The 16,357-nt window shown below is 41.8% G+C and carries 12 protein-coding genes and 1 tRNA gene; 8 read left to right on the forward strand and 5 right to left on the reverse strand.

Annotated elements, in window-relative coordinates:
- Positions 1-33 precede the first annotated feature (33 nt).
- Complete coding sequence (locus tag IYN84_RS12190; protein WP_196139488.1) at positions 34-4,515, reverse strand: EAL domain-containing protein; 4,482 nt, start codon at positions 4,513-4,515, stop codon at positions 34-36.
- A gap of 223 nt (positions 4,516-4,738) precedes the next feature.
- Here IYN84_RS12190 and IYN84_RS12195 point away from each other — a divergent pair.
- The 8 genes from IYN84_RS12195 (at position 4,739) to IYN84_RS12230 (ending at position 12,887) form a co-directional block, all read left to right on the forward strand.
- A tRNA-Met gene (locus tag IYN84_RS12195) sits at positions 4,739-4,815 on the forward strand.
- A 327-nt stretch (positions 4,816-5,142) separates the two neighbouring features.
- Complete coding sequence (gene rimP, locus IYN84_RS12200) at positions 5,143-5,595, forward strand: ribosome maturation factor RimP (protein ID WP_196139489.1); 453 nt, start codon at positions 5,143-5,145, stop codon at positions 5,593-5,595.
- A gap of 63 nt (positions 5,596-5,658) precedes the next feature.
- Positions 5,659-7,155: a transcription termination factor NusA gene (gene nusA / locus IYN84_RS12205; protein ID WP_196139490.1), complete on the forward strand. Its 1,497-nt coding sequence runs from the start codon at positions 5,659-5,661 to the stop codon at positions 7,153-7,155.
- A 73-nt stretch (positions 7,156-7,228) separates the two neighbouring features.
- Positions 7,229-9,910: a translation initiation factor IF-2 gene (gene infB / locus IYN84_RS12210; RefSeq protein WP_196139491.1), complete on the forward strand. Its 2,682-nt coding sequence runs from the start codon at positions 7,229-7,231 to the stop codon at positions 9,908-9,910.
- 162 nt (positions 9,911-10,072) lie between these two features.
- Complete coding sequence (gene rbfA, locus IYN84_RS12215; RefSeq protein WP_196139492.1) at positions 10,073-10,480, forward strand: 30S ribosome-binding factor RbfA; 408 nt, start codon at positions 10,073-10,075, stop codon at positions 10,478-10,480.
- A gap of 12 nt (positions 10,481-10,492) precedes the next feature.
- Positions 10,493-11,401 (forward strand): tRNA pseudouridine(55) synthase TruB, encoded by a 909-nt coding sequence (truB, locus tag IYN84_RS12220; protein WP_196139493.1) that lies wholly within the window; start codon positions 10,493-10,495, stop codon positions 11,399-11,401.
- Between the two features lie 28 nt (positions 11,402-11,429).
- Positions 11,430-12,359 carry a D-2-hydroxyacid dehydrogenase gene (locus IYN84_RS12225; RefSeq protein ID WP_196139494.1) on the forward strand — a complete coding sequence of 310 codons (930 nt, stop codon included), beginning with the start codon at positions 11,430-11,432 and terminating at the stop codon, positions 12,357-12,359.
- 294 nt (positions 12,360-12,653) lie between these two features.
- Positions 12,654-12,887, forward strand: coding sequence for a hypothetical protein (locus IYN84_RS12230; protein ID WP_196139495.1), 234 nt, complete (start codon positions 12,654-12,656; stop codon positions 12,885-12,887).
- A gap of 82 nt (positions 12,888-12,969) precedes the next feature.
- Here the strand turns inward: IYN84_RS12230 and IYN84_RS12235 are convergent, their stop codons facing one another.
- From IYN84_RS12235 to djlA, 4 genes are all read right to left on the reverse strand, one after another.
- A complete protein-coding gene (locus IYN84_RS12235; RefSeq protein WP_196139496.1) occupies positions 12,970-14,190 on the reverse strand; it encodes an MFS transporter in 1,221 nt (406 codons plus the stop codon).
- 93 nt (positions 14,191-14,283) lie between these two features.
- The gene (locus IYN84_RS12240; protein WP_210330428.1) at positions 14,284-14,913 is read right to left on the reverse strand and encodes a dUTP diphosphatase; all 630 of its coding nucleotides are present in this window, start codon (positions 14,911-14,913) and stop codon (positions 14,284-14,286) included.
- Between the two features lie 35 nt (positions 14,914-14,948).
- Positions 14,949-15,518: an acyloxyacyl hydrolase gene (locus tag IYN84_RS12245; protein WP_196139497.1), complete on the reverse strand. Its 570-nt coding sequence runs from the start codon at positions 15,516-15,518 to the stop codon at positions 14,949-14,951.
- 10 nt (positions 15,519-15,528) lie between these two features.
- Positions 15,529-16,332: a co-chaperone DjlA gene (gene djlA / locus IYN84_RS12250; protein ID WP_196139498.1), complete on the reverse strand. Its 804-nt coding sequence runs from the start codon at positions 16,330-16,332 to the stop codon at positions 15,529-15,531.
- Between the last annotated feature and the right edge of the window lie 25 nt (positions 16,333-16,357).

The raw sequence follows: 16,357 nt of genomic DNA on the forward strand, positions 1-16,357 counted from the left end.
ATAAGTTGAAAAAACTAAAATTAAGCGGTAACTTTAGTTACCGCTTTTTATTTCCAGATAGCTCAAAGCTTCTTTTTCAGTTAGAGGGTCAGAGAACAAATAGCCCTGTCCAAACTTACATCCTACTTTTATCAATGCGTCTTTTTGTTCACTGGTTTCAATACTTTTTGCAGTCGCGATAATATCAAACTGATTACATAGATGAGTAATACTTTGCGCGATAGCTTCTCCTTGAGAGCTTGCAACTATTTCCCGGGTATAGCTTCTGGCAAGTTTTACTGCATATATAGGAAGGTGGCCAAAGTTTGATATGGGTAGCAACCATTGACCAAAGTTATCCACGGTAACTTTTACTCCATGTTTAGCAAGCTGTCTGATCAATCCAAAAGTTTCCTCCTGTTGCTTCGCTAAATCTTCTTCATTTATTTCGACATGAATTAATGACGAGTCCAATCCGTATTCATCGAGCATGTTTAGTAAAAACTCAATGCCTGTATCTGCGTAGCTTCCGTGTGGAGTAAGATTTATCGAAATTGCGGTACTAAAGCCAGCTTGATTCCATTGACTCAGTACTCTGGAAGATTCTGCTATCATCCATTCGGTTAACTGTCTTATTAATCCAGAGCGTTTCGCTATTTCCAAAAATTGAGAAGGATAGAGAACACTACCATCGTTTGTTCGCCAGCGGATAAGAACCTCAAAGCCGACACAAAGTTCTGTGTCTAGTCTTAGCTTGGGTTGAAATACTAGAAAGAACTGTTCATTATCCAGTGCATTAATTAATGCATTCTTCATTGCTACCTGATCGCTTGCAATTTGCTGTTGCTCTTTATTGTAATAGCGATATTGTTGAAGACCTCTTTCTTTCGCTAAATCGAGAGCCTTATTGGCTAATCTAAGAAGTGCTTTGCAATTGTTGGCATCATCTGGAAATCGAGATATTCCTGCGCTAACGGAAAGCGCAGTCCCTTGTGCAAATGCAGACACTTGACTATTAACTCCTTTTAACAGTTTGTCTACTTTGAATACAATTGTATTAAATTCATCATTCTCTTCAAGGATTAAGAGAAAGCGATTTTTTGCATATCTTGCAAGAGTTTCATCTTCACAGAGGTGAGAGCTAATTGACTGGCTGACAGCGCTAATTAAACCATCGATGGTTGTGGTATCAAATGTTTGTTCGAGTAAGTTGAAACTATCCAATGCAAATAGAACAAGGGTAACATTTGACCCCTGCTGATTTGCATGGTCAATGGCATGAGTGAGTCTGTCATCTGCAAGAGCGCTATTAGGGAGTCCCGTTAGATTGTCGAGATAAAGGGATTCAGCCTGAATACTCTTTTGTGAGGTGGATTGCGAAATATCTGAAATTACTATCACATAGCTCTTTCGATTTGACTCATTTTTTACTACATCTATTGAAACATTGGCGGGATAACTTAGCCCTGACTGACGAGGTATCATTAATTCTCCTTGCCAGCTTCCGCTTTTAATCGTGTAGTAATGCAGACGTTTAACCAGTTCATAGGAAAACTTTTTCTTTCCGATTTTTAAAAGGTTCTTATTGAGAATTTCCTGTGCAGGAAAGCCGGTAGTTGTAGAGTAAGCTTTGTTAACACTTACAATATCCAGCTTATGATTGGCAATTACTATTATGTCCTGGGTACTTTGTATTGCTCGCTTGTAAAGCTTTAAGTTTTCCTCGTATACTTTTTCCTCTGATATATCCTGCCACGAACCGATTGCTTTTGACGGAAGTCCTTTGCTGTTATATTCAATGATGCTCCCATATATATTGCTCCAGACCCAATTATCAAAAAAGAATATACGATATGACTCGCTAAACTCAGGTCTCCTGCCCGATAAAAATTCAAACCAGGATAATCGAATATGCTCGATGTCGTTTTCATGGACAATAGTGATGTAGTTCTCCAGTGAAAGTGCGACTTTATTATTTTGGCTAAAGCTAATTATGATTTCCGACTGCATAATATCCTGGCCAATTAGCTTCCATTCCCAAATGCCCCGTCGTTGATCGTGAAGGACCAGATCGAGTTGTGCCTCTTTATTTTTTAATTGATGCTGTAAGGAAAAAAGGAGCTTCTTAATTTTCACTCGTCGGTAAAGCAGCAACACTAAAAGTAAGGGAACCATCAAATAAAGAACCTGATTTAATTCGGTAGATTGCCAGATTGGTGACGCCATATTGAATTGGAGTTGAGTTTCTTCAGAATAGATGTCCTCTCCTGGTAAATAGGTACGAATATGAAGTGTTGTTTCGCCGGTATTGAAATTGGCAAGCGTTATTTCATCGTCCCAGGTCTTTATCTTTGCTTTTGCGGTAGCACCACTAAGCCAGTATTCGTATTGCCATTGGTTTGGTTTTAGGTAGTCATGGGTCGTGATATCGACCTGAATAAGTTTTTCTGATTCAGATAGTTGAAGAGTCGTAGTCGTTAAGTCTTTGGAGGCAGCAATTAACGTACGGTCTTGAATTTGAATTTTTGATATCGATGGTTTTGGCGCTTGAGATTTAGATTCTAGCTTTTCCGGACTAACAAATATAATGCCATTTGCTCCACCGAAGAGCATTTCTCCTTTACTGCTAATGTATGCTGCGCCTTCATTAAATTCATTGCTTGGTAAACCGTCATAATAGTCGAATACTTTAAAGTGTCCGGTATTTCTGTTGATTCTTACTAAACCGCTATGAGTTCCAGCCCAAAGGAAATGTTTGTGGGGCAGTAATGAAAAAACTATTCCGTCAACAAAACCTGTTCTCGGACTGAAATGGTTTTCAAGTGCTGGAGTTTCCTTGCTAATATCGTATACATAAATTCCTTCGCCGCCAAAGGAAATCCAGATATTGTTTCCATCTTTGTAGAAGTCGCTGACATAAAGTTCCGAACTCTTCATTTTATGCTGAACGCTAATTACTTTTTCAATCGTATTGTTGTTGTAATCGTAAATCACCAGCCGATCAGTAAAGCCAACCCATAGACGGTCTTCAAAATATCTTACAAGGCTGGCTATTTCCTGATTCTCCTGACTGATTAGGTTATTTTCATAACTGAAAGTTTTTTCATGCGGATTAAATTTCAGGGGGCCACTATCTGTAGCTAACCAGATATTCCCTTCAGGAACTATGGTTATCGAATAAACAAAGAGTTCATAGTTTGAAGGTTGAAAGCTGGGACGATAAACAGAAACCTGTTTCGATAAATGATCGTATCTAATCAATCCATCTCCGCTGGCGAGCCATAGGATGTTACCTGCGGGTTTAATCCCAAAGATACGGGCTTGAGAACTAGATAGTGCTGGGTGGTTCTCATCGAGAACTCGAGTTATTGTTTTGTTTTCCTGATCGAAATAGTCGAGGCCTTCGTCACTTCCAAGCCAATAATTTCCTCTAGTGTCCTCTACGAAGGTCCAGACTGAGCCGTTCCCTTGTAATAGTTCCGGTTTCATTGTTTTTGCTGATAGAGATTGAAAATAAAGACTATTGGGATCCCAGACAAAAGCGCCTTGACTGTTGGTTCCGATCCAAAGCTTTTTGTTCTGATCCAGAAAGAGTTTGTTAATGTGATAATTGGTGTATTTTGGAAGTATTTCAGATAGGGAAAACAAATGAGTCGTTTGCTGGCTTTCCAGATTAAACGAAAGTAGCTTATCTGCTTGAGAAAAAAATACCTGTCTATTGAAACGAGTCATATCTGTTATTGCTGCTGAGCTTTCGAAGACTAGCTTTGGTGGAGTATTTAAGTTTCCTGTTTCAATTATAAACAGCCCTTCTTCGCCTGTTACCAGTAGTTGCCCTCCATCAAGTTTTAAAATACTGCGAATAGGCTTATCGTCCACTAGTTCGGAAATCGCAAGCTTGGTCAGCTTTAGATTGGCTTTATTGAAGTGATAGAGTCCCTTACTTGTCGCCAGCCAGATGGTTTGCCCAAGCGAAAGGGCTTTCTGCACGTAGACTTTGCTTTTCCGAAGGTGCTGCATAGAACTAAAGGATTGAATATCTTTTTCTTCGGGATCCAGTTTAAATAATCCTTCCCAGCTGATTATCCAGTAACCATCCTCATCTTCAATTAAGTCGAGAGCAAAGTTTTTGTCGTATTCAACTTGAGAAGAGCTGGGTAAAGAAAACTTTTCTCCAGTGGTCAAATCTTCAGATAGTCGATATAAGGCATCATAGTTACCAGTCCAGATTCGACTATTGCTGTCTTGCATGGAGAATAGAATGTTTGTTGCATAAAGCTCTTGTTCAGGACCGCTAATCAAGTCAACCTGCTTCCCATCTAGACGATTTAGTCCTGCACTAGTGGCTACCCACATAAATCTCTGTTTGTCCTGATATAGATGATTTATGGTATTTTGGCTAAGTCCTTGTTCGACTGAATATTGTTTGAACCCTGTTTGCTTGATAATACTTGTTGAGCGACTTGCTTGTGTTGCAAGAGAGAAGATAGATGCCCAGAAGAGCACAAGATAAGTAAAAAATAAGCGGTTAAACATTTCTATTTGATATTCCTGCGTTCCAGCTATTAGACGTGTACCTGTATTCTTATCTTGAACACTATGAATGAAATTGGGTAAAGCATACCCTAAATACCCCCTAATATCCGCAGGTTGAACGATTATTGTGCGATTTTGGGGAGCTAGTAAAAAATAATGTCATAGAATTAAGATTAGCACTTGTTATTGGCTCAAGCTTTCGTTAGAATTCCGTCCACGTTGATGCGGGGTGGAGCAGTCTGGTAGCTCGTCGGGCTCATAACCCGAAGGTCGTTGGTTCAAATCCGGCCCCCGCTACCAAATTCTTGATTCTAAGAAGCCCCTATATGGGGCTTTTTAGTAAATCATGAAAAATGCTGTACAATTGTTGAGCAGTTTTCATGAAGGTAAAGAGGTAAGGTGCGTTCACCTGTTTTAGTCTGATTTCTTAAGCTATATTAATAGCAGGAAAGTCGACAGAGCAGGGGTAAGTCTCCAGATGTATTGCGGAATGGGCCTTAATGAGCCCATTTTTTGTTTCTGGAAAATGCCAATTATTGGTTCCAGAAACGATATGTTGGCTAAATAAAGATTAAATAGCGGACTATACATTAATAAATAGTTCTTCAGCTTATATTGAGGATTGGAATGTCGAAAGTCGACCAGTTGACCGAAATGTTACGCCCGGCAGCAGAAGCGTTGGGGTATGAATTTTTGGGAATTGAATATATTTCTCAAGGAAAGCATTCGGTATTAAGAATTTATATTGACCATGAGAATGGCATCAATGTTGATGATTGTGCTAGCGTAAGTCATCAGGCAAGTGGCATTTTAGAAGTGGAAGACCCTATATCAAGCCAGTATACGCTAGAAGTATCTTCTCCTGGACTTGATCGACCACTCTTTACCCTGGCGCATTTTGAGCAGTTTGTCGGCAAAGTGGTTGAGGTTCGTTGTCACGTAGGTGTAGATGGACGACGCAAGTTTAAAGGTGAGTTAACTGCCGTTAATGGTGAACAGTTAATATTAACTGTCGATAATCAAGAATTTACCGTCGATTTTAACGACGTAGATAAAGCAAATCTGGTCGCTGATATTTAACGCCAGAACTGTTTCCTGATAGTTTCAGGAATTAGACTTTTTTGTTTTGAGGCTAATAGAGTTATGAGTAACAAAGAGATTTTATTGGTTGTAGATGCGGTTTCTAATGAGAAAGATGTTAATCCAGACATCATTTTTGAAGCTTTGGAAGCTGCAATTGCTACTGCGACTAAAAAGAAGCACGGCATTGATATTGATGTTCGCGTTTCTATCGACCGAGACACAGGTGAGTATGATACTTTCCGTCGTTGGTTGATTGTCCAACCTGAAGAAGGAAATGTGCTTGAAAATCCGTTAGCTGAAATCACGCTTGATGCTGCTCAGGTTGAAAGTCCGGATGCAAAGGCTGGCGAGTATGTTGAAGAGCAAATTGAATCAATTGCATTTGGCCGAATAGCAGCTCAGACTGCGAAGCAGGTAATTGTTCAAAAAGTACGAGAAGCGGAAAGAGCAAAGGTATTGGAAGCTTTTGAAAGCAGAGTGGGAGAGCTTATTACTGGTGTTGTAAAAAAAGCTAACCGTGACTCAATCATATTGGATTTGGGTAACAATGCTGAAGCTATAATACCCAAGGAAGAAATGATGCCTCGAGAAGCCGTTAGAGCCGGCGATCGTATTCGAGGTTTGCTCTACGCGATTAAACCCGAAGTGAGAGGTCCGCAACTGTTTGTCAGTCGAGCTAATGCAGATATGCTAATCGAACTTTTTCGTATTGAGGTTCCTGAAATTGCTGAAGAAGTGATTGAGCTTAAAGGTGCAGCAAGAGATCCAGGCTCACGCGCCAAGATCGCAGTGAAGACAAATGATAAGCGAATTGATCCTGTCGGTGCTTGTGTAGGAATGCGAGGTTCACGTGTACAAGCGGTATCTGGTGAACTGGCAGGTGAGCGTATCGATATTGTTTTGTTTGATGATAACCCGGCTCAATTTGTTATTAATGCTATGGCTCCAGCGGAAGTAGCGTCGATTATTGTTGATGAAGATAAACAAACGATGGACATTGCTGTTGCAGAAGATCAACTGGCGCAAGCGATTGGCCGGAGCGGGCAGAATGTTCGTTTAGCGAGTCAATTGACGGGTTGGACATTAAACGTGATGACGTTGGAGGATGCTGAGCAAAAGAGTAAGGAAGAAAATAAAGAACTGATTGAGTTGTTTATTAATGAGCTCGATGTTGATGAAGAGCTTGCTGAAGTTCTAGCTCAGGAAGGCTTTACAACAATAGAAGAAGTCGCTTATGTGCCTCAATCAGAGATGTTAGAGATTGAAGGCTTTGATGAAGATCTGGTTGATGCGTTAAAAGCTCGTGCTAAAGATGCACTTTTGACAAAAGCCATTGCTTCTGAAGAAAAGCTCGAAGGAGCTGAACCTGCTGATGATCTGTTGAATATGGACGGTATGGATCGACACTTGGCTTTTGTTTTAGCAAGTCGAGGTGTCGTTACTATGGAAGATCTGGCTGAGCAATCAGTAGATGAATTGATTGAAATTGAAGAATTAGACGAAAAACGAGCAGCAGAGTTAATTATGACTGCTCGTGCACCCTGGTTTGCGGAATAAGCATTAAGCTATTCGGAAATACAGGGCTCATAAAGTCAAAGCAGAATTACAGTCATAGTACTGGGGGGAATATATGTCTGACGTGACAGTAGAAAAACTTGCAAAAATTGTCGGCACGCCGATAGAAAAGCTGCTGGAACAGATGAAGGATGCTGGCGTTGTTTTGTCCGGACCGCAGGATGTAGTGTCCGATGAACAGAAACAAATTTTGCTCACTCACCTGAAAAAAAGTCACGGTGAGTCGGAAAATAGTGCGCTAGGACCTAAAAAGATCACATTAAAGAGAACGACAAAAAGTTCGCTTAAGATGTCGAGTAGTGGTGGTAAGTCGAAAACAGTTAATGTTGAAGTGCGCAAGAAAAGAACTTATGTAAAGCGCGCTGAAACGGATGAAGCTGCACCAGTTACGGTAGAAGATAAAGTTGAAGATCCAGCAGAAGTTATCGAGACACCGGTGACTCCAGAAGTTGTAGAAGCTAAGTCTCCTGCGAGCGAGTCTGAAGTTCAGGATACTAGTGTTAACGAAACACCTGAGTCTGCAGAAGTAGAACTTTCTCCTGAAGAAGCGGCAAAAAAAGCCGCTGCTGATGCGTTAGCGGCTGCTGAAGCTGAAGCGAGAGCTGCGGCGGAAGCTGAAGCGAGAGCTCAGGCAGAAGCAATCGCACAGGCAGAAGTTGAAAAAGCCAAGCGTGAAGCCGAAGAAGCTGTAATTCAAGAAGCCAGAAAATCGCAAGAAGATTCCGGAGCCAGGAAGTTTGCTGGAAGAGATGCTGTGGCACCTCCTGTGGATGATTCCGCAAATGAGCGCGACAGAAAGCGTAAGCGTAAGCGCAAGAAAAAAGGTCGTGATAGTGAATCATCTCCTGCGGACATGCTTTCTGATTTTAAGCGTCCGGTACATCGTAAATTTAAAGATGAAAAGAAATTGGCAGAAGAGCGCAGACCTATGGTTGCACCGAAATCTATGAAGCACGAATTTAAGAAACCAACACAAAATGTCGCCAAACAGCCTGTTTCTATTCCTGAGTCGATCACTGTGGGCGATCTGGCTCAGAAAATGTCGATCAAAGCGACAGAAGTGATTAAGGCTCTGATGGGATTGGGCAGCATGGCAACGATTAATCAAACGATTGATCAGGAAACTGCGCAGCTTGTTGCGGAAGAGCTGGGATATGAAGTGGTGCTTCTTGCTGAAAATGCGGCTGAAATTGAATTATTAGAAGCCAGTGAAAATGTTGGTGAGGAAACTGCGCGTGCTCCTGTGGTTACCATTATGGGACACGTTGACCATGGTAAAACATCATTACTCGACTATATCCGTGAAAGTCGTGTAGCCGACGGTGAAGCCGGAGGCATTACTCAGCATATAGGTGCATACCATGTAAATACTGAGCGAGGCATGATTACATTCCTGGACACTCCTGGACATGCTGCCTTTACTCAAATGCGTGCTCGTGGTGCCAATGCAACTGACATTGTCATTTTGGTTGTTGCTGCGGATGATGGTGTAATGCCGCAAACTATTGAAGCGATTCAGCACTCGAAAGCTGCAGGTGTTCAAATTATTGTTGCAGTGAATAAAGTCGACAAAGAAGAAGCTGACCCGGATCGTGTTAAAAATGAACTGTCACAACACGATGTCATTCCAGAAGATTGGGGCGGTGATATTCCTTTCGTTCATGTTTCTGCAAAAACAGGCGAAGGCGTTGAAGATTTGTTGGAAAACATTTCTATTCTGGCTGAAATGCAAGAGCTTAAAGCTATTCCAAATGGACCGGCAAAAGGTATTGTTATTGAAGCCCGTCTTGATAAGGGGCGTGGAGTTGTTGCTTCAGTACTCGTTCAATCAGGTGAGCTGAAGGTTGGTGACATTCTATTGGCTGGTTTCCACTATGGACGCGTTAGAGCGCTTAATGATGAAAATGGACAGCCGACCAAGTCTGCTGGACCTTCTATACCAGTGGAAGTACTAGGACTTTCTGGCGTACCTGAAGCAGGAGATGAAATCTCTGTTGTTGCCGATGAAAGAAAAGCGCGCGAAGTTGCTAACTTCCGTCAGGGTAAATACAAAGAACAATTAATGGCGAAACAGCAAAAAGCCAAATTGGAAAATATGTTCTCCAATATGGGCGCTGATGAGAAGCAAGTATTAAATGTTATTGTTAAAGCTGACGTACAGGGTTCGACTGAAGCATTACAAAGTTCGCTTCTTGATTTGGCCACGGATGAAATCCAGGTCAATGTAATTTCCGCTGGTGTAGGTGCAATTACAGAAACTGATATTACTCTAGCTTCCGCATCCAACGCGATTGTTGTCGGCTTTAATGTTCGAGCTGACGCTACTGCAAGAAAAGCGGTGAGTCGAGAAGGTGTTGATCTTCGTTACTACAGCGTCATTTATGATGTTATTGATGAAGTGAAAGCAGCAATGTCTGGTATGTTGTCACCAGAGAAAAAACAGCAGATTATTGGCCTTGCAGAAGTTCGAGATGTCTTTAAATCTCCAAAACTTGGCGCGATTGCCGGTTGTATGGTTGTTGAAGGTATCGTTAAACGTAACAATCCTATTCGTGTTCTTCGTGATAACGTGGTTATTTATGAAGGAGAGCTTGAGTCGCTGCGTCGCTTTAAAGATGACGCCAATGAAGTTCGTAATGGAATGGAGTGTGGTATCGGGGTTAAGAACTACAACGATGTAAAAGTTGGAGACCAAATTGAGGTCTTCGAAATCATCGAAGTAGCAAGAACCTTATAGTGAAACTCGCTTTGAGTCGGTTTTCTTACCGACTACTAAAATGAGTTAATAAGAATAACAAAGACAGGCTTTTGCCTGTCTTTGTCGTTAATCGTTAGCCTGCTTTTGTGAAAGTAAGCGTTGATGGTTAGTTTAAAAATATTTGTTTTTTGGTAAAAAATAATGGCTAGAGAATTTAATCGTACTGATCGTGTTGCTGAACAATTGCAACGTGAGTTAGCACAAATTATTCAAATGGAAATAAAAGATCCGAGACTGGGAATGGTCACTGTTTCTGCGGTAGAGATTTCTCGTGATCTTTACTACTCGACTGCTTATGTGACTTTTCTGGGAATTGATGAAGATGAGAAGTCAATCAGGCAGGCATTGGAAGTTCTTAATCAAGCATCAGGGTTTATTCGTTCACTCATCGGCAAGCGAATGAAGTTGCGTGTCATCCCGCAACTTAAGTTTGAATTTGATGGTTCGATTGCCCGAGGAAGTGAACTATCGGCATTGATCAACAAGGCTCGAGAGAAAGATGCAGATTTATCAGAAGATAAATCTGATACCCAGGATGACTCAGAGTAAAGGCTGGCTATTATGGGTAGACGACGAGCAAAAGGCCGTAAAGTTAATGGCATCCTGCTTCTGGATAAGCCTAAGGGGATAAGTTCGAATAAGGCGCTGCAGGAAGTTAAGCACTTATTTTTTGCCGCTAAAGCCGGACACACTGGTGCGCTTGATCCTTTGGCCACTGGGATGTTACCTGTCTGTTTTGGCGAAGCCACCAAGTTTTCTCAGTTTTTGCTTAATTCGGATAAAGGTTATCGTGTTATCGCCAAACTTGGAGTAAGAACCGATAGCTGTGATGCGACTGGCGAAGTTACCGAAACCAAAGAGGTGAATGTTTCCAAAAAGCAATTACTAAAAGCGCTGGATGATTTCAGAGGAGATATCCAGCAGGTTCCCTCGATGTTTTCCGCATTAAAACATAACGGCCAGCCACTCTATAAGCTAGCACGCCAGGGAATTGAAATTGAAAGAGAAGCACGCGACATTAGCGTATATCATCTAGAACTTCTAAATTTCGATAATGATATGGTTGAGCTGGAAGTTGAGTGTAGCAAGGGAACTTATATTAGAAACATTGTTGATGATCTGGGGCAAGCACTCGGGTGCGGTGCGCACGTAGTCGAACTTCGACGTACTTGGGTCGCCGATTATCCTGCTGATCAGATGGTAACCATCGAACAACTGAAATCCGAGCGAGAACAGGAAATAAGTCTCGATTCCCACCTGCTTCCGATGGATAGCCCTTTGATGGATTATGAAGATGCAGTACTGGATGAAGACAGTGCCCATTACTTCTCTCAGGGACAGGCACTCAATTATCCGGATCTGGAGCTTGGCGATATCATTCGTGTTTATGATGAGACCGATCGCTTTTTAGGTGTCGCCGAAGTGAATGACGATCTGATGCTCGCACCTAAGCGACTGGTTGTTTATTAACAAAGCGGTTAAGGCTATTGTGAAAAGCATGAAGGCAGTTTTTTTAGACAGAAGTACCATTGATCCTTCTATAGACCTGTCGCCGATAAAATTGGCGGCAGGAGAGTTAGTTGAATTTAGCCTGACCTCAACAGAGCAAATACTAGATCGAGCTCAAGGCGCTGAAATTATTGTTACTAACAAAGTGATTTTGGGCGAAAATGAGCTGGCAAAACTGCCAAAACTAAAACTCATCTGTGTTGCAGCAACAGGCATGAATAATATTGATCTGAAAGCTGCAGAAAAACATAATGTTTGTGTGAAAAATGTTGAGGGATATTCTAATCATTCGGTTACTCAACATGTATTTTCCTATTTACTCAGCGTAGTGAGTAATGTTCCTGCTTATCTAAAAAATGATAAACAGAATCCGTGGTCACAAAGCAGTAAGTTTTGTCAGATTGATTTTCCGGTGAATGAACTCTTCGGAATGAAGCTGGGGATATTGGGCTTTGGCAATCTTGGGCAATCGATTGCCAAAGTTGCCGAAGCGTTTGGCATGCAATTACTGATTGCTGAGCGTGCTGACTCCGAGGTTGTCAGGCCTGGAAGAGTGAGTTTTGAAACCATGCTTGCAGAGTCGGACGTTATTTCCTTACATTGTCCACTAACGGATAGTACTCTAAGGTTGTTTGATTCTGATGTTTTTGCTCAGATGAAAACTGGAGCGATATTTATCAACACAGCACGCGGACCAATCGTTGATTCTTTGGCTCTGGTAGAGGCGCTTAAAAGTGGAAAAGTTTCTCATGCAATTGTCGACGTACTTGAGCAAGAGCCGCCTTCGTCAGATCATCCTCTGATACAAGTAGATGTACCTAACCTTACTTTGACCCACCATATCGCCTGGGGAAGTTTGCAAGCTCAGCGTACTTTGATAGCAGGGATTGCCGAAAACATTCGCAACTCTATCAACTAACGGCAGATACTGCATTTGTTCGAGCTTTTATATTTAATGCGTTAGTCGAAATTTAACTGAATGATTTCATCTTTGTTATTGGTCCGGTGAATGTTCCCCTCCAATATTTAACCGGTGAAATAGCTACCAAGATCAGCTGAAATTGGAGGCATGGTTATTATCGTAACTGCTCAGAAAAAATAGGCTTGCTTCCTATCCTATTCTTTTTAATAGCATAATTTCTTATGGTCACTAAAAGTCGGTAAAAAGTGGAAGTATGAAGAAAGCTGGACAAGTCAGGACGGAACACTGGGAGTGACCAGTTTAGACGCTGAGATTTTATCTTTTAAAGAACAAACCGTAGAAGTCGGAACCTATATGGCTTACACGATAAGATACAAAGGTAAAATTACTAATTCGAATGGATATAGTGCCGAAGTGGAAGAGTTATATTGGTATGCCCCGGAATTAAAAAATTTTATTAAGCTGACTCAATCTCAAGCTGACTATTCGTATGTAGAAGAGCTAGTTGAATACTCCAGGCCATAGAAGAGGTACTTTAATTGGCATCCTTTTACTGCGCAGGGGGAAGGATGTCGCGCATACGCTACTTTCGTGATTAGTCAGGTTTTCATTTTTTTAGAGCTACCCAGACAAGAGTGCTCGAAGCCAGGATATAAATTATCAGCATCTCCATAACACTACTGTAGGCAAACTTACTATCAAACAACCAACCAAATAGCACTGGCGAGATAGCTGTGGAGAAAACCATAATCGAAGTGACCAGAGAACGGATTGCTCCGAGATTGGCACTACCATAAACTTCAACCCAGAGAGAACCGATAACCGGACCACCAGCGCCAATTGATAAACCAAGAAATAACATGGCCAGCATGGCCAGAACAGCATGATCCAATGGCAGGGCGAGTAGCCCGACTGCTAGCAGCAAAGGAAAAAGGTAAATGCGCACCAGCTTTTTTCCACTATAACGATCTACCAGCGATCCGGTGATAAGCGAAGCTTTTAAATGCGCAATAGCCAGTGCATAAAAACAAATGGTGAACCATTCTTCGCTCCAGTTTTTTGTACTCAGCAAAACATCCTGATGAATTAAAATACCAGTAACAATGAAAGCGGGAGCCATGATCGCCGGAAGCAGCATCCAGAACTTAATGTCTCGTACCACCTGTGCTCTGGTCCAGCTCTTCTCTGTTTGCCCAGAGGATTTACTCTGTAGCTGTTCTGCTTCAATTCTGGTTAGTCTTTCTTTGGAGCGGGCTAACAGATAATGCATAAAAGGCCAGTAGACTATTGCGATGAGAGCTGCCAGCGCCAACCAGCTCTGTTGCCAGCCTATCCCGGCAATCAGAGCAAAGGCGATGGTTGGTAAAACTGCTTCGCCTAGCGGCATACCAAACCCTACAATTCCTATTGCCTTTCCTCGATTCTGATCAAAATAGCGTGCCATCGAAGTGAACGATATGTGAAACATTAAGCCTTGGCCACAAAAGCGTAAGAGAAAGAGGCCTGCAACCAACATCCACAAAGACTGACTGAGCCCCATCAAAATACATCCTAAAGCCAGGCCTGCGCTGGTAAAGTAAGTAAATTTTCTCAGGGATATTCTGTCCAGTAAGGCTCCCACATAAAGAATAATAAAGCCGCTAGTCAGGGTCGCCATTGAATATATCAGTCCGTAATCTCGACTAGATAAATCAAAAGCTTCTCGAATTGAACCTCCATACCAGGCAATAAAAAATGTTTGCCCAAAGTTGCCGAAAAATGCGGTGAGTAGTCCAAAAAGTAGAAAATGATAATTACTTCTGGCGAATTGAGAGTAGTCTCTTAACATGAAAGATCAAGCTTGGCCGAGGTTGGCGAAGTATAACTGAAGCGCTTGTTGGCGCAAGCGCTATCGTAGGCTGATAGAAAGAAACAAAGATTATTATTGAGGGTATCTTTTTTCCAGCTCTGCATAAACCTGTTTGGCAAAGTCGTCGGCTGACTTATCTAAAGAGGCAACGACTTCAACAAGGTGTTCATTGTCTTCTTTTCCTTGCCACTGCTTATGATAGCTTCCATCTTTATAGCCGTGATCCTGGCGGAAAAAGTTGAGAACATTTTTCCCAACATAACTAGAGAATAGTTCATCAAAGCTCATACCTATTTGCTGCATACAGCCAGCGAAAATTTGAGCATTGAAAGACTTTGTTTCCAGTGTGCTAAGCGCCAAATCCTCCAGAGTTGCGCGAAACTCATCGCTGGTTCTGACGTCGCTAAACTCATATTCGAGAGTCTCAGCTATCTTTTCAATATTATCGCTATCGCTTAAACGGCAGCTCAGGCCAAAATGAAAAATATCGACTAGTTCCAGTTTAACCTGCTCCATATCCGGCTCTTGATGTTTCCACCATTTCCATCCGTAGTGATCCAGCATTTCTCCACATTCTATCCAGATTGCCCGGTACCACTCAAAGCCCTGATTTAACCAGTCCGAATGGACTTTTCTGTTCATCCCATCTTGCAGTTCAAGCATGGTTATTAGTTGTTTTTGTTTGGTTGATAAATTCATCATTGTTGTTCTACTGGTTTAAATTATGATTGCCGTAACTAAAGTCTCATATGCCAATCCAGACTCAGTGTATCAAGCCCTGGATTGGGAGTAGATAAGTAAGCGTTTGAATAATGATTATAGCGCAAAGTTAACCGGTGGTTCTGTTTATTGTCGAGGGGGACTCCTATGCCTAACATGGTGGCAAACTGTCCTTTGCTGGAAAACTCAATCGGCCCAAGCATTCTACTATCGAAATAACTAAGTCCTAAACCAAATTGCCAATACCAGTTATAGCTCCGCGATGTATCTCCCATAAAGTTAAGCACTGGACGAAATACTATTGCCTTGAGTTTTTGTTGATCGCTTATTTCGGTCACATATAGCTCATATTCCAATTTACTATTGCCAAAGAACTCACTTTCAAACTGGTAATTTGAATCCCAAACGTAGCCCAATGAAAATTGCTTTGCTCCACTGATGCTCTCCGACTGGATTAGCGTATCGTTCATCCCTTTACCAACACTTAACATCAAGTTCGCCGACTGACTCATTGATGAGAGTAAACTAAGAAAAAGAGAGATAATAATTGCTACTCGTTTACCTGAAAGTGCTCCTTTCAACTGCATACAGATTCCCCTAATACCCTTTTTGTTTTTTTATCATATCGTAGGCTGATTGAATTTCCTGTGACTTTTCTGTTGCCACTTTGATCATTTCTTCTGGCATGCCTTTCGAAACCAGCTTGTCAGGATGATGTTGTGCCATAAGTTTTCGGTAAGCTCGTTTTACTTCCTGTTTGCTTGCACTCGATTCGATCCCCAGTACCTTGTAAGCTTGTTCAATGGAAGGTCCTCGAGAGGCTGTATATTGCCCCGTATTTTGATCACGGTGGAATGATTGCTGAGCAATGACCATTTCTACCAGTCGCTCTATTTGCAACCTGGGAATTCTGAAAGCGGAGCCTATTTTGTAAAGAATGGTCATTTCTGGAGCAGAAACACTGCCTCCTGAGGTGGCCGCCAGTATCTGGATTTCGATAAACATCTGGATCAGACTAGGGCTTCGTGCGCAATTAAGTCTTAACTCTTCGAGTGTCTGACTCAATGAAAAATGTTCCGATTTTCCACGCTGAAAAGCCTCAATCGCTTGTTGTCGTTTGTCACCGCTAATCCCCAGATTGCGCATGATCTGTTCGGCAGTTTCTATTTCATATTTGGTTACAACACCATCGGCTTTGGCCAGGTGTCCCATAACCGAAAATGTAGACTCAAAGAAAACAGCTTGTGCATTGGAGGGATCTGCTTTTACGGAAAAGGGTTCGAAGTTCTGACTTAATCCTTTATCGAAAGAATGACCAATCCAGATTCCCAGTATTAGACCAATGGGGCCACCCAGAACTAAGCCAAGGAGTCCACAGATAATTTTTCCAGTGATTTGCATTTTTTGTTTTTTAATACTCTCTAAT

The organism is Aliikangiella sp. G2MR2-5, assembly GCF_015687155.1.
GTDB lineage: Bacteria > Pseudomonadota > Gammaproteobacteria > Enterobacterales > Kangiellaceae > Aliikangiella.

What these genes read in the sequence shown, in the direction of transcription:
- IYN84_RS12190 (WP_196139488.1), bottom strand. Translation starts at nt 4,515, where the DNA reads ATGTTTAACCGCTTATTTTTTACTTATCTTGTGCTCTTCTGGGCATCT.
- rimP (WP_196139489.1), top strand. Translation starts at nt 5,143, where the DNA reads ATGTCGAAAGTCGACCAGTTGACCGAAATGTTACGCCCGGCAGCAGAA.
- nusA (WP_196139490.1), top strand. Translation starts at nt 5,659, where the DNA reads ATGAGTAACAAAGAGATTTTATTGGTTGTAGATGCGGTTTCTAATGAG.
- infB (WP_196139491.1), top strand. Translation starts at nt 7,229, where the DNA reads ATGTCTGACGTGACAGTAGAAAAACTTGCAAAAATTGTCGGCACGCCG.
- rbfA (WP_196139492.1), top strand. Translation starts at nt 10,073, where the DNA reads ATGGCTAGAGAATTTAATCGTACTGATCGTGTTGCTGAACAATTGCAA.
- truB (WP_196139493.1), top strand. Translation starts at nt 10,493, where the DNA reads ATGGGTAGACGACGAGCAAAAGGCCGTAAAGTTAATGGCATCCTGCTT.
- IYN84_RS12225 (WP_196139494.1), top strand. Translation starts at nt 11,430, where the DNA reads ATGAAGGCAGTTTTTTTAGACAGAAGTACCATTGATCCTTCTATAGAC.
- IYN84_RS12235 (WP_196139496.1), bottom strand. Translation starts at nt 14,190, where the DNA reads ATGTTAAGAGACTACTCTCAATTCGCCAGAAGTAATTATCATTTTCTA.
- IYN84_RS12240 (WP_210330428.1), bottom strand. Translation starts at nt 14,913, where the DNA reads ATGATGAATTTATCAACCAAACAAAAACAACTAATAACCATGCTTGAA.
- IYN84_RS12245 (WP_196139497.1), bottom strand. Translation starts at nt 15,518, where the DNA reads ATGCAGTTGAAAGGAGCACTTTCAGGTAAACGAGTAGCAATTATTATC.
- djlA (WP_196139498.1), bottom strand. Translation starts at nt 16,332, where the DNA reads ATGCAAATCACTGGAAAAATTATCTGTGGACTCCTTGGCTTAGTTCTG.